At 71.9% G+C, this 12,513-nt stretch carries 10 protein-coding genes and 1 pseudogene; 3 read left to right on the top strand and 8 right to left on the bottom strand.

Annotated features, from left to right (window positions below; translation table 11 throughout):
• Window positions 1-106 precede the first annotated feature (106 nt).
• Window positions 107-1,636 carry a helix-turn-helix domain-containing protein gene (locus AC1DW8_RS14615; protein ID WP_478094898.1) on the top strand — a complete coding sequence of 510 codons (1,530 nt, stop codon included), beginning with the start codon at window positions 107-109 and terminating at the stop codon, window positions 1,634-1,636.
• 25 nt (window positions 1,637-1,661) lie between these two features.
• Here AC1DW8_RS14615 and AC1DW8_RS14610 read toward each other — a convergent pair whose 3' ends face one another.
• Together AC1DW8_RS14610 and AC1DW8_RS14605 are read right to left on the bottom strand one after the other, a co-directional pair.
• Window positions 1,662-2,450 carry a 2-oxo acid dehydrogenase subunit E2 gene (locus AC1DW8_RS14610; RefSeq protein ID WP_478094896.1) on the bottom strand — a complete coding sequence of 263 codons (789 nt, stop codon included), beginning with the start codon at window positions 2,448-2,450 and terminating at the stop codon, window positions 1,662-1,664.
• Between the two features lie 41 nt (window positions 2,451-2,491).
• Window positions 2,492-4,054 (bottom strand): carboxylesterase/lipase family protein, encoded by a 1,563-nt coding sequence (locus tag AC1DW8_RS14605; RefSeq protein WP_478094894.1) that lies wholly within the window; start codon window positions 4,052-4,054, stop codon window positions 2,492-2,494.
• A 202-nt stretch (window positions 4,055-4,256) separates the two neighbouring features.
• On the opposite strand from AC1DW8_RS14605, the gene AC1DW8_RS14600 reads away from it, so the two are divergent.
• Complete coding sequence (locus AC1DW8_RS14600) at window positions 4,257-5,078, top strand: 3-hydroxybutyrate dehydrogenase (protein WP_478094892.1); 822 nt, start codon at window positions 4,257-4,259, stop codon at window positions 5,076-5,078.
• Window positions 5,079-5,146: 68 nt separating this feature from the next.
• A complete protein-coding gene (locus AC1DW8_RS14595) occupies window positions 5,147-7,036 on the top strand; it encodes a helix-turn-helix domain-containing protein (RefSeq protein ID WP_478094890.1) in 1,890 nt (629 codons plus the stop codon).
• Window positions 7,037-7,239: 203 nt separating this feature from the next.
• Here AC1DW8_RS14595 and AC1DW8_RS14590 read toward each other — a convergent pair.
• The 6 genes and pseudogenes from AC1DW8_RS14590 to AC1DW8_RS14565 form a co-directional block, all read right to left on the bottom strand.
• Window positions 7,240-7,860, bottom strand: a pseudogene (locus tag AC1DW8_RS14590) (DUF1254 domain-containing protein); the annotation flags it as partial.
• A gap of 217 nt (window positions 7,861-8,077) precedes the next feature.
• Window positions 8,078-9,010 carry an alpha/beta fold hydrolase gene (locus AC1DW8_RS14585; protein WP_478094888.1) on the bottom strand — a complete coding sequence of 311 codons (933 nt, stop codon included), beginning with the start codon at window positions 9,008-9,010 and terminating at the stop codon, window positions 8,078-8,080.
• The gene (locus AC1DW8_RS14580; protein ID WP_478094886.1) at window positions 9,007-10,143 is read right to left on the bottom strand and encodes a branched-chain amino acid ABC transporter permease; all 1,137 of its coding nucleotides are present in this window, start codon (window positions 10,141-10,143) and stop codon (window positions 9,007-9,009) included. The genes AC1DW8_RS14585 and AC1DW8_RS14580 overlap by 4 nt, the downstream gene beginning before the upstream one ends.
• On the bottom strand, window positions 10,140-11,024 hold the full coding sequence (locus AC1DW8_RS14575; protein ID WP_056780959.1) for a branched-chain amino acid ABC transporter permease: 885 nt from the start codon (window positions 11,022-11,024) through the stop codon (window positions 10,140-10,142). Before AC1DW8_RS14575 ends, AC1DW8_RS14580 begins: the two co-directional genes overlap by 4 nt.
• Window positions 11,021-11,773 carry an ABC transporter ATP-binding protein gene (locus tag AC1DW8_RS14570; protein ID WP_056780963.1) on the bottom strand — a complete coding sequence of 251 codons (753 nt, stop codon included), beginning with the start codon at window positions 11,771-11,773 and terminating at the stop codon, window positions 11,021-11,023. The genes AC1DW8_RS14575 and AC1DW8_RS14570 overlap by 4 nt, the downstream gene beginning before the upstream one ends.
• Entirely contained in the window at window positions 11,770-12,504 is a 735-nt protein-coding gene (locus tag AC1DW8_RS14565) for an ABC transporter ATP-binding protein (RefSeq protein ID WP_478094884.1), read from the bottom strand. The genes AC1DW8_RS14570 and AC1DW8_RS14565 overlap by 4 nt, the downstream gene beginning before the upstream one ends.
• Between the last annotated feature and the right edge of the window lie 9 nt (window positions 12,505-12,513).

The following is a 12,513-nucleotide window of genomic DNA, read 5'->3' as shown; positions in this document are numbered from 1 at the left end:
CCATCGCTGTTCGGAGGCCACGGACCCCGGGACGGACGTCCCGGTCCGTGGCCTCCGGCCGTGCGGCGGATTTGCCGTAACTCATATATGAGTTAGCCTCTTCGACGTGCCTCAGACCTACCTGACCCGGATCGGCGGACTCATCCGCGACGCGCGACGCCACAAGGGGATGACCCAGTCGGACCTCGCGGAGCTCCTCGGGACCTCCCAGGGCGCCGTCACGCGCATCGAGCAGGGCAAGCAGAACCTCAGCCTCGACATGCTCGCCAAGATCGGTGACGCGCTCGACTCCGAGTTCGTCTCGCTCGGCCACTCCGGCCCCCAGCACCTGCGCATCGTCGGCGGCCAGAAGCTCACCGGCTCCATCGACGTCAAGACCTCGAAGAACGCCGCGGTGGCGCTGCTCTGCGCCGCCCTGCTCAACCGGGGTCGCACGACGCTGCGCAACCTGGCCCGCATCGAGGAGGTCAACCGCATCCTCGAGGTGCTCGCCTCGATCGGCGTCAAGACGCGCTGGCTGCCCGACAGCAGCGACCTCGAGATCATCCCGCCGGCCGTGCTCAACCTCGACGACATCGATGTCGCGGCCGCCCGTCGCACGCGCACCGTGATCATGTTCCTCGGCCCCCTGCTCCACGAGCACGAGGCCTTCCAGCTGCCGTACGCCGGTGGCTGCGACCTCGGTACCCGCACCGTCGAGCCCCACATGGCGGCGTTGCGGTCCTTCGGTCTCGAGGTCACCGCGACCCACGGCTTCTACGAGGCGCGCTCCGACCGCTCCGTCGGCCCGGATCGAGCGATCGTGCTCACCGAGCGCGGCGACACCGTCACCGAGAACGTCCTCATGGCCGCGGCCCGCCACGCCGGCACCACCATCATCCGCAACGCGAGTCCCAACTACATGGTCCAGGACCTGTGCTTCTTCCTCGAGAAGCTCGGGGTCCGGATCGACGGGATCGGGACCACGACGCTGACGGTCCACGGTGTGGCCCAGATCGACGTGGACGTCGAGTACGCCCCCAGCGAGGACCCCATCGAGGCCATGAGCCTCATCGCCGCCGCTGTCGTCACCGACAGCGCCATCACGATCCGACGCGTGCCGATCGAGTTCATCGAGATCGAGCTCGCGACGCTCGACGGCATGGGGATGAAGTACGACCTCACGCCGGAGTACACGTCGGCCAACGGCAAGACCCGCCTCGTCGACCTCACGACCATCCCCGGTCCGCTCCACGCCCCGATCGACAAGATCCACCCGATGCCGTTCCCGGGCCTCAACATCGACAACCTGCCGTTCTTCGCCCTCATCGGCGCGGTCGCCGAGGGCAGCACGATGATCCACGACTGGGTCTACGAGAACCGCGCGATCTACCTCACCGAGCTGACGAAGGTCGGGGCCAAGGTGCAGCTGCTCGACCCGCACCGTGTCATCGTCGAGGGGCCGACCCGCTGGCGTGCGGCCGAGGTCGTGTGTCCGCCGGCGCTGCGTCCCGGGGTCGTCGTGCTGCTCGCCATGCTTGCCGCGCCCGGCACGTCGGTGCTGCGCAACGTCTACGTCATCAACCGCGGCTACGAGGACCTCGCCGAGCGCCTCAACGCCCTCGGCGCGACGATCGAGGTCTTCCGCGACATCTGAGTGGGACCTCGCGGGATCGTCCGCGTCAGGCCGTGTCGCGCGCCGGCCGTGGAGCGGCAGCGGTTCGGCGAGCGCCGTCATCGAGGGCGGTTGCCGTCTCGACGAGCTCGCCGAGCGTGTCGACGAAGCGGGCCGCCGGCGCTCCGTCGACGACGGCGTGGTCGAAGGTCAGCGTGAGGGGCAGTCGCGGCCTCGCGACGACGGCCCCCGACTCCACCGTGGGTCGTTCGGTGACGCTGCCCACGGTGACGATCACGGTCAGCGGGGCCAGCGGGATCGCCCAGCCCCAGGTGTGTGCGAACATGCCCAGGGACGTCACGCCGATCGCAGGACCGAAGCGCGCCGAGACTCCTGGTCGAGCCCCTGCGGCGCGGATGGCCGCCCGTCGTAGTGGTCCCGGCAGTCGCAGCATCGCGGCCATCGGGCGGGTGACCTCGTGCGGCGGAGCCTGCCCGACCTTGGCCTCGTGGAGCAGCGCCGTGGTCTCGGCGCACGTGAGCCGGTCTGCTCCCGGGACGACGACGACATCGAGGGCAGGGCGGTCGGGTGTGCCGCGCTCGATCGTGGCACCGATGTCGACGCGGTCGAAGCAGACCAGCCGACCACCGGCCCGGCGGGCGTTCAGCTCCGGGTGCAACGACACGGCCCGCGCGACCGAGGCGATGACGAACCCGGTCCACGAGACGCCTTCCTCCGGATCCGCCCGCATCCGCTCCGCGGCCGTCGTGACGTCGAGCTCGACGAGCGCGTGCACCTGGAACCGACGGCTCGCCCCGGCAAGCCGGTCGAGGACGGGCTGGCGTCCCGTCGGCATCCGACGGACGACATAGCCCACTGGAAGGGTGTGGTCCCCGCTCACCGCAGGCCCTCCCAGAACGCCCGCTCCCAGACACGAGGGTCGTCGACCACAGCGCTGGGGGTGTCGAAGCGCATCGTCCTGCGGTGGTCCGTGTCGTATGCCGCCCAACCCGGGTCTCCGGTCGACGCGAAGGCCACCCAGGCGGAGTGCATCGTCCGCGCCAGCTCCTGGGGCGGGTCCGCTCCGAGCAACGGCCCGAAGAGTGGCGTGTCGCCCCTCGCCGTGTCGAAGACGAAGGGGACCTCGAGGGCGTGCACCGCGCCGAGTCCCGGCGCACCCCAGGCGAACTCGTACATGTAGGTCCCGGCCTGAGCTCCCGGGGAAGGCGCGGGTGAGCGGGCGTACGCGTGCGCCTCGGCGAGTCTGATGGCGGGGATCCGCATCCACCAGTCCGTCTGCACCGCAGCCAGCAGGTCACCGGGAACGGCTCGCGGGTAGTGCGCCCGGTAGGCGTGCAGCGCGACCTGCGGGTCGAGGCCGTAGGCCTCGAGACACTGGTGGCCATGGGTGCTGACCGGCCCGCACAGGATGTCGTCGGTGATCCCGGCGAACGCTCCACTCACCATGAGCCACAGCCGCCAGTCCTCGGTGTTGGTGCCGATGAGGACGTCGACGTCGGCGGCCGAGCCCGCGGCGATCCGGTCGATCGGTCGCCCCGGAAGCACCGACCCGTCGACGACGGGCTGCCAGGGCATCGTGCTCGTCACCACCGCTGGGCCCCAGCGCTCCGGGTCCGGGTCGGCGAGCAGGTCACGCTTCAGGTCGGCCTGGGCCGTCAGCAGCCGCGCGACCCCGGTGCCTGCGATGGCCTCGCGCGTCGGCGGGACGCCGAGGCGGTGGGCGAGGTCGTGGGCGATGCTCAGGGCGTGCTCGGGCTCGCTCACGTGGTGCGCGGCACCGCTCTGCAGCACGGCTCGGCGGAAGAGTCCCGCGGCCTCCGGCATCGCCAGCAGGCAGCCGATGCTCATCGCCCCGGCCGACTCCCCGAAGACGGTCACGCGGCCCGGGTCGCCGCCGAACTCCGCGATGTTGTCGCGCACCCAGGCCAGGGCTGCGACCTGGTCGAGCAGACCGAGGTCGGCGATGCCGTCGTCGAGATACAGGAAGCCCTCTGCGCCGGGGCGCCAGTTGATGACGACGCACACGACCCCGTCACGTGCGAACTGTCGTCCGTCGTACGCCGCCGTCGAGCTGAGCTCGAACATGCCGCCCTGGATCCAGACCATCACCGGCCGACCGCCCGGACCGGGCTCGGGCGTCCAGATGTTGAGGTTGAGGTAGTCCGAGGACGGGGCAGCGCGTCGCACCTGCTCGAAGGCGCCGGTGACGTCGTCCCAGCTCTCCCCCGCTCCGGCCGGCGGCCCACCCGACGACGGTGGCGCCACCTGAGGCGGCTCGGCACCCGGCCTCGTCGCGTCGCGGACGCCCTGCCACGGGTCCGGTGGCCGGGGTGGCCGGAGCCGAGCGGCTCCGACGGGTGGTGCGGCATAGGGGATGCCGAGGAACGTGTGCACCCCCTCGTGCTCGAAGCCCTGCACCGTCCCACATCTCGTCCTCACGACGGTCTCCACCCCTTCATCGTCGAGCGGACGACGCGGCGCGGGCCAGAGGCGAAGGTCCCGGTGCGGCGGCAGGTCCGCGACCGCCGCCGGGACCCTTTCGCACGCGGTGACCGAAGGTGAGCGGGACCCACATGGGTTGCCGGGTTTTGTGTCAGGTCACCACACAGGTGGCTCCGGATCGCCTACCTAGTCTTCCCGCATGGCCGACGCCCGCACCGACGCACGCGACGACGCCCCGGACCGCCAGCAGCGCGGCTCCCTGGCGGTCAACGACCCCATCGACCTCACCGGGCGCACGGCGCTCGTCACCGGCGCTGCGAGCGGCATCGGGGCAAGTGTCGCGCGGGCCCTCGCGACCGCCGGCGCCAAGGTGCACGCCGTCGATCGGGACGAGGAGGGCCTCGCAGCCCTGGCCGAGAACTCGGGCGTCGCCACGATCACGGCGGACCTCGCCGACCTCGATGCCTTGGCCGACCTGCCCACAGAGGTCGACATCCTCGTCAACAACGCCGGCATCCAGCACGTGAGCCCCATCGAGGACTTCCCGCTCGACCGCTTCGACTTCATCCTCGACCTCATGCTCACCTCGCCGTTCCGGCTGATCCGGCAGAGCCTCCCGCACATGTACGACCGCGGGTGGGGTCGCGTCGTCAACATCTCCAGCGTCCACGGCCTGCGTGCCAGCGCCTTCAAGTCGGCCTACGTCACCGCCAAGCACGGGCTCGAAGGACTCTCGAAGGTCGTCGCGCTCGAGGGGGCCCCGCACGGCGTCACCTCGACGTGCATCAACCCCGCCTACGTGCGGACGCCCTTGGTGGAGAGGCAGATCGCCGACCAGGCGCGCACCCACGGCATCCCCGAGTCCGAGGTCGTCGAGAAGGTCATGCTGGCGCCCGTCGCGGTCAAGCGCCTCGTCGAGCCCGACGAGGTCGCGGCGCTCACGCTCTTCCTGTGCGGACCGGCATCGGGCTCGATGAGCGGCACGTCGTTCTCGATGGACGGCGGCTGGACGGCCCACTGAACGGGCCCAGCCCGCTGTCGCCCCGTTCACCCGACCCACCCGAGACCCGACCCGCCTAGGATCTGCCCGTGGCCACCCGCAGCGAGACGCAGCCGCCCGCCGAGCACGTGGGCACCGAGCAGGCCGACCAGGTCATCGCCCTGCTCGAGCTGCTCGCCGCCGACGCCACCGTCGCCGAGATCGCCGCCGCTGACGCCCCGGCCGAGGCCCGGGACCTGGCCCTGCGCATCACGAGCGCCCGCGAGGTCCACCAGCACCGCGAGGCCGGCCTCGCGGCCCTGCTCGACACGGCCCGTGAGCTCGCGACCGAGAGCGACCCGGGCTCGGTGCTCGACGCGATCGTCCGCCGGGCCCGCCGCCTCGTCGGCACCGACCTCGCCTACCTCACGCTCTACGACCCCGACGCCGGCGACACCTTCATGCGGGCCACCGACGGGTCCGTCTCGGCGGCGTTCCAGTCCGTGCGTCTGGCGCTCGGGGCCGGCCTCGGCGGTCTCGTCGCCTCGACCCACAAGCCCTACTGGACCGCCGACTACTGGGCCGACGAGCGCTTCCGGCACACCAACGCCATCGACGGGGCCGTGGGCGAGGAGGGCATCATCGCGATCTGCGGGACGCCCCTCATCGTCGAGAAGCACTTCGTCGGTGTGCTCTTCGCAGCCAACCGGTCGTCGCGCCCGTTCACCCGCGAGGAGGTCGGACTCCTCGGCAACCTCGCCACCCTGGCCGCGGTGACCCTCGTGCAGACACGCGCCCTCGCCGACGCCGAGAACGCGCTGGCCGCCCTCTCGGACGCCCACGAGACCGTGCGGCAGTATGCCGAGGGCGTGGAGAAGGCCGCCGCGGCCCACGACCGCTTCGCCTCCCTCGTGCTCGGCGGCGGTGGGGTCGACGACATCACGCACGCCCTCGCCGAGCTGCTCGGAGGGTGGGCCGTGCTCGTCGACGAGAACGGGCATCGCCACAGCTCGTCCGGCCCGGCGCCGGAGCACGACCCTGCCGGTGGCGACCCGTTCGCGGCCCTCAACGCGCTTCCCGGCCTGGCCGCCGGTCGCCTCGTCGAACGGGACGGTGTCTATGCCGTCGCCGTCACCGCAGCCCGCGAACGGCTCGGCACGATCTACGTCGGCGGCCCGACCCTCAGCGACTCGGACCAGCGCACCGTCGAGCGCGCCGGTGTCGTCACCGCCCTCGTCCTGCTCTTCGAGCGCCAGGCCGCCGACGCCAGGCAGTCCGCCCGCAACCGACTCGTCAGCGACCTCGTCAGCGCGCGCGGCTCGCGCGAGGAGCGCCTCGCGCTCGCCCGCGCCGTCGGCTTCGACCCCCAGCGACCCTTCTGCCTGCTCGTGCTCCGCGGCGACGAGCCGACCGGGCATCGGGCCCTGCTCATCTCCGCCAGTGCCGCCACCGGTGAGGCCTCGCTCGTCGGCTCCCACGACGGCGACGTCATCGCCCTCGTGCCCGGCACCGAGCCCGACGGCCTGGCCCGCGCCGTGGCCGCCCGGATCGGCAAGCGCACGTGCGTCACGGTGGCCGGTGTCGGTCCGGTCACCGACGTCGACGGGATCACCGAGGCGCACGAGGAGGGCCACCGCACCGTCGGAGCCCTCATCGCCCTCGGCCACCGGGGCAAGGGCGCCGCGGCGACCCAGCTCGGCTTCGCCGGGCTCATCGTGGGCTCGTCGCCGGACGTCGACGAGTACGTCCGCAAGCTGCTCGGCCCCGTCCTCGACTACGACGAGCGGCGCGGCACCGACCTCGTGGGCACGCTCGCGGCCTACTTCGCCGCGGGCGGCAGCCCACGCCACGCCGCGGGCACCCTCCACGTCCACGTCAACACGGTCTCGCAACGGCTCGAGCGCATCGCGGCCCTGCTCGGGGAGTCCTGGCAGCACCCCGACCACGCACTCGAGCTGCAGATCGCGCTGCGTCTCCGCGCGCTCCAGGCCCCAGCCTGACCCGTGCACGACAGCACGACAGCACGGTCAGCCGAGGCGCGAGACCTCCGGGAACGTCCACGTGCCGTCGAGGACCTCAGGCCGCGGGCGGTAGAGGCGCACGAGGTAGTTCCACCCCTCCGTGATACCGAGGCAGTTCGTCCGGCCGTCGCCGCACCCCCGAAGTGCACGGTCACGGAGCCGTCCGGGTCCCGGTCCGCCGTGAGGTTGTTGAGGCTGACGCGGCTTCCGTCGTCGGCGAAGTACCCGTCGCCGTCGTAGACGCTGACCGACCAGAAGCCGTCGACAGGGACGTCACGCACCGTGAGCCGGTACTCCCCCACGGGCAGGTCGGGACTGACGTTGACGTACGTCGCCTCGTCGGACGGGAGGCCACCCCAGCCGGCCGCGGTACCCAGGAGGTGGCGCACCGGGTCGACGTCCTGTCGTGCGCCGAAGGCCCGGTCGAAACCCGGGTAGTCCTTGGCCAGCTCCAGGAGCGCGCCCCGTGTCCGGTCGAGGGATCCGTCGTCGTAGTCCGGCGCCGTGAACGGGCTCGCTGAACTGGCCGAGAGGGTGATGGCGTCCTGGACGGCGTTGACGGCCGCGACGTCGTCGGGGTCGGCCGGGTCGACGAGCGTCCTGATCGCGACGCACACGAAGTCGGTGTCGAAGCGGTCTGTCGTGAGCTCGTACGTGCCGGCCTCGTGGAACACGGCGTTCACGTAGTGGTCGCGGTTGACGACCATGGCGGAGAGGTACCGGTCTCCCGTGTCGGGGAGGCTGAGGGCCGCGCGGCTCGTGATGTCGACGATCGCCGCGCTGTAGAGCGTGTCGCGGTTCATCCGGATCACCGGCTGGTGGTCGAGCGGTGTGGGCACCCGGGAGTGGTTGAGCTGGTTGACGCCGCCGGCATCCCGGGCGATCGCGGTGAACATCCGGTCGGTCTCGGCGCGGGCGAACGTGTCTGCATTGACGTGGATACCGGTCATGACGGCAGGATCGGCCGACGTGCGCCAGGCGGGCATCACCCACAGACGGTGAACGCTTTCCCGGTAGTCGTCAGCTCGTGAGGAGGAGGCGGTCGACGGCGTCGACGACTGATGCGACGCCCGGGTCCCCGAGGATGACGTCGTAGTGGTTCGCGTCGACCCGGGTCGTCCGCACGCCCTCCGGCAGGTGCAGGGCCGCGAGCCGTGACTCGTCGTAGAGCCCCTGCGGCTCGTCGAGCAGGCCGCGCTCGGCCCACACGAGCTCGGCCCGGACCCCCTCCCCGACCGCGGTCGCGAGGCCGGCGTGGGTCTCGCGGTCGGCCATGACGTCGGCGCCGTCGGCACGGACGGCCTCGAGCACGCACGTGCTGCGCCACTGACCGTCGGAGGGATCCTGCACGAGGTCGTGCTCGATGTAGGCCCGAGCGGCGTCGCCACCGGGCCCGTGCAGCACCGGTCCGAGGGCCGGGTGCCCCATCCAGAAGCCGAGGTATGCCGCCGGATCGGCGAAGCGCATCGACAGCCGGTCCATGGCCGGCCCGATCACCGACTGGAGAGCGGCGTCGACGTCGAGGTCGTCGGGCACGGGAAAGGCCAGGCCCCCGTCGACGAGCACGGCCGCCGGGAACCGCTCGGGATGCCGGGCCGCGGCGAGGGCCGCGATGAACGCCCCCATGGAGTGGCCGACGAGCACCGGGGCGGAGCCGAACACGGTGGCGATCGAGGTCAGGTCGTCCACGTGTGCACCGAGACCGTAGGGTCCCGGCGCCGAGCGGCTGTCGCCGCGTCCACGCAGGTCGGGCGCGAGGAAGCGCACACCGCCGGGCCCGTGGCGACGACCCACCTCGTCGGCGACCCGGCGCCACGACAGGCCGTTGGCCGTGATGCCGTGGACGGCGAGCACGACGGGCGCGTCGGGCGCCGGCGTGCCCAGGCTCAGGTCGTGGATGGCGAGGCTTCCCTCGGGCAGCTCGATGACGAACGCGGACGGTGTGGTGCTCATCTGGACCCTGACCTCCTGATCAGTCTGCCGCCGAGCCCGGTGAGGCCCGACGGAGCGAAGTAGACCACGACGACGAAGAAGACGCCGAGGATGAACAACGGCTGCGACAGGACCTGGCGCACGACGACGGGCAGGTCCTGCAGGAACGCGGCGTTGCTGACCTCGACGAGCCGGGCATCGGCATACGTGTAGAGCACGCCGCCGACGAGGGCGCCCCAGCGGCTGCCCGCACCTCCGAGCACGACCATGACGAGGAGGGACAGGGTGAACTCCGAGGTCGTCAGGTGGGGGTTCGAGCCGCCGAGCACGAGGGCGTGGACGACCCCGCCGAGGGCTCCGAGGGACGACCCGACGACGATGGCGAGCAGCTTGACGCGGTAGGTCCCGAAGCCGAGGACCGCGGCGCGCTGCTCGTTCTCGCGGACGGCCGCCATCGCGTGCCCGGCCCGCGACCGCACGAGGGCCGTGACGACGACCCAGGCCACGACGACGAAGGACAGCGCCAGCCAGTAGCGGTAGGGCGCGTTGGCGACGCCGACGAGCAGGTCCGGCACGGCGTCGCGGTCGAGCGGGCGTCCCTCCTCACCGCCGGTCACGCCTCCCGGGTTGCGCATGACGATGATCGAGGCGGCCTGGGCGAATGCGAGGGTCACCATCGCGAAGGCGATACCGCCGACGCGCAGCGCGATCGCGCCGACGACGAGGGCGAGCCCCGTGGAGAGGGCCAGAGCGACGAGCACCGCGAGCGGAAGGGGCAGGGCCCACGTCGAGAGGGAGATCGTCAGCAGATAGCTGCCGGCCGCGACGAAGAGGGCGTGCCCGAAGCTGAGCAGGCCGGTCCGGCCGAAGAGCACGTCGTAGCTCAGGGCGATGCCACCGATCACGAGACACGTCGCGAGGAGCTGCATCGAGCCCGGCCCGTTGACCCGGCCCGGGAGGACGCCCGGCAGCTCGACCGGAAGGTAGGGCAGGTAGGCGAGCACGGCCAGCACGACGACGGCGAGCAGCGCCCGGACGGTCCGGCGCGCGCCGTCGCCCACCCCCGACGCCACGGGCGTCACCGTCCCGGCCACCACTTCCGGGGTCGTGGATGGCGTATGCGGCTGCGTCAGGTGGTCCGTGGGCGACGTCATGCCGTCGCTCCCTTCAGCGAGGTCGGTCGGAGCAGGAGCACCAGCGCGAGGAGCAGCACGACCGACAGGTCGCCGACCCCGCTCGCCGCGTAGTAGTTCGCGAGCTGCTGGACGAGCCCGACGACGACGGCGGCGACCGCGGTGCCCGTGAGGGAGCCCATGCCGCCGATGACGACGACGATGAAGGCGAAGATGAGCAGCGAGCCGCCCTGCGCGGGTGACACGGCCCCGGCGTACTGCGAGTAGAGCACCCCGGCGAGACCCGCCGCGGCACCGCCGAGGGCGAAGACGGTGGTGAAGGTCCGGTGCACGTTGATGCCGAGGGCCTCGACCATCGTCCGGTTCTCGACGCCCGCGCGGATCACGAGGCCGAGGCGGGTCAGGTGAAGGAGCGCGAGAAGCCCGGCGAAGAGCGCGGCGGCGACGAGCAGGTAGACGAAGCGGTCATTGGGCAGCCGTGCGCCGAGGACGTCCGTCGTCCCGCTCATCCACGCAGGCGACTCGACCGGCCGCGGGTCCGCGCCCCAGATCCCCTGTGCAGCAGCCACGCCCGCGAGGGCAAGGCCCACCGTGACGAGGACCTGCTGGATGTGATGGCGGTAGAGCGGCCGGATGAGGACGACCTCGACCACGAGACCGACGACAGCCCCGACCGTGACGGCCACGAGCACGCCGACCACGAGGCGTCCGGCCACCGGCCAACCGACGGGCAGGGCACCCATCGTCAGCCACGCGGCATACGCCCCGGCCGTCATGAAGACGCCGTGGGCGAAGTTGAGCACGCCCATGAGCCCGTAGATCAGGCTGAGCCCGCTCGCCGCGATGAAGTAGAGGGCCCCCAGGCCGAGGCCCGTGACGAGGAGCAGGACGAGGTCGCTCATGCCACACCCGCCCGCCGCATCGAGACCCCGAGCAGCTCGCGGGTCAGGTCCGCGTCCGCGACGAGGTCGGCGGTGGCGCCACGGTGCACGACGGCTCCGGCGTCCAGCACGACGACCCGGTCCGCGATGCGACGCACGAGCGGGAGGTTCTGCTCGACGAGCAGGATGGGGGTCGTGCGGGCCACCTCGGCGAGCACGTCGGCGACCTCGGTCACGAGCTTCGGGGCGAGGCCCTTGGTGGGTTCGTCGATGAGCAGGAGGACGTTCTCCCGAAGCAGGACCCTGGCCAGCGAGACCATCTGCTGCTGGCCCCCCGAGAGGGTGCCGGCCCGCTGGCCGCGCCGGGACACGAGGTCCGGGAAGAGCCTGGCCACCACGGGGGCGTCGACCCCACGGTCCGGGTCGACGAGGCGCAGGTTCTCCTCGACGGTGAGACCCCCGAAGACCTCTCGGTCCTCGGGGACGTAGCCGATGCCTCCACGGACGATGCGTGCGGTCGTCCGGCCCTGGATCTCGGTGCCCTCGAGCAGGATCCGGCCGGTGCGCGGGGCCAGCCCGATGATCGACCTGAGCGTCGTCGTCTTGCCGACGCCGTTGCGCCCGAGCAGCGCCGTCACACCGGTGGCGGGGACGTCGAAGGACACGCCCTGAAGGATGTGGGACCCGCCGTAGCGGACGTGGACATCCTCGAGGGCCAGGACGGGAGCTGCCTCCGACGACTCGGGTGCGGATGGGTTGCGTTCGGTCACAGGGCTTCTCCCAGGTAGGCCTGCTGGACCCGCTCGTCGGCGGTCACCTCGGTCGGGGCACCGACGGCGAGCAGCTGCCCGTGGTGCAGGACGGCGACACGGTCGGCGAGGCCCAGCACGACGTGCATGTGGTGCTCGACCATCGCGACGGCGACCCCCGAGTCCCGGACCTCGCCGATGATCTCGCTCAGGCCGTCGACGTCCTCTGCGGACACGCCCGCCATCGGCTCGTCGAGGAGCAGCACGGCGGGCTCGGAGGCGAGGGCCATGGCGAGCTCGAGCTTGCGACGGTCCCCGTGCGAGAGGTCACGAGCGAGCGTCTGCGCGCGACCCGGCATACGCACTCGGGTCAGGAGGGCCTTGATCTGGCCCGACGATGCCGGTCCGGCGCCGCGGAAGGGCGAGAACGCCGCCGGCCCGGCGGCCTGGATGGCGAGACGGACGTTCTCTCCCGCGGTCAGACCGTCGAAGAGTGCCGACGTCTGGAAGGAGCGCGCCAGTCCCAGACGGGCGCGCCGGGTGGCGCTCGCTCCGGTGACGTCCTTGTCCTGCAGGATGATCCGGCCGGAGGACGGACTGGTCACCCCACTGAGGATGTTGACGAGCGACGACTTGCCCGCGCCGTTGGGGCCGATGATGCCGAGCAACTCACCGGCCCCGACGGTCAGGGAGACGTCGTCGAGGATCTGGGCGCCACCGACCTTCCAGCCGACGGCCTCTGCGCTGATCACGACGGAGGG

The organism is Terrabacter sp. P2_E3 (assembly GCF_056403915.1).
The sequence above is the reverse complement of the archived record's forward strand: the minus strand, read 5'-3'. Positions and strand labels throughout refer to the sequence as shown.

Bases quoted from the DNA above. Each gene is read 5' to 3' on its own strand.
- AC1DW8_RS14610 (WP_478094896.1), bottom strand. From the start codon at position 2,450: ATGCCGACGGGACGCCAGCCCGTCCTCGACCGGCTTGCCGGGGCGAGC.
- AC1DW8_RS14600 (WP_478094892.1), top strand. From the start codon at position 4,257: ATGGCCGACGCCCGCACCGACGCACGCGACGACGCCCCGGACCGCCAG.
- AC1DW8_RS14585 (WP_478094888.1), bottom strand. From the start codon at position 9,010: ATGAGCACCACACCGTCCGCGTTCGTCATCGAGCTGCCCGAGGGAAGC.
- AC1DW8_RS14580 (WP_478094886.1), bottom strand. From the start codon at position 10,143: ATGACGTCGCCCACGGACCACCTGACGCAGCCGCATACGCCATCCACG.
- AC1DW8_RS14575 (WP_056780959.1), bottom strand. From the start codon at position 11,024: ATGAGCGACCTCGTCCTGCTCCTCGTCACGGGCCTCGGCCTGGGGGCC.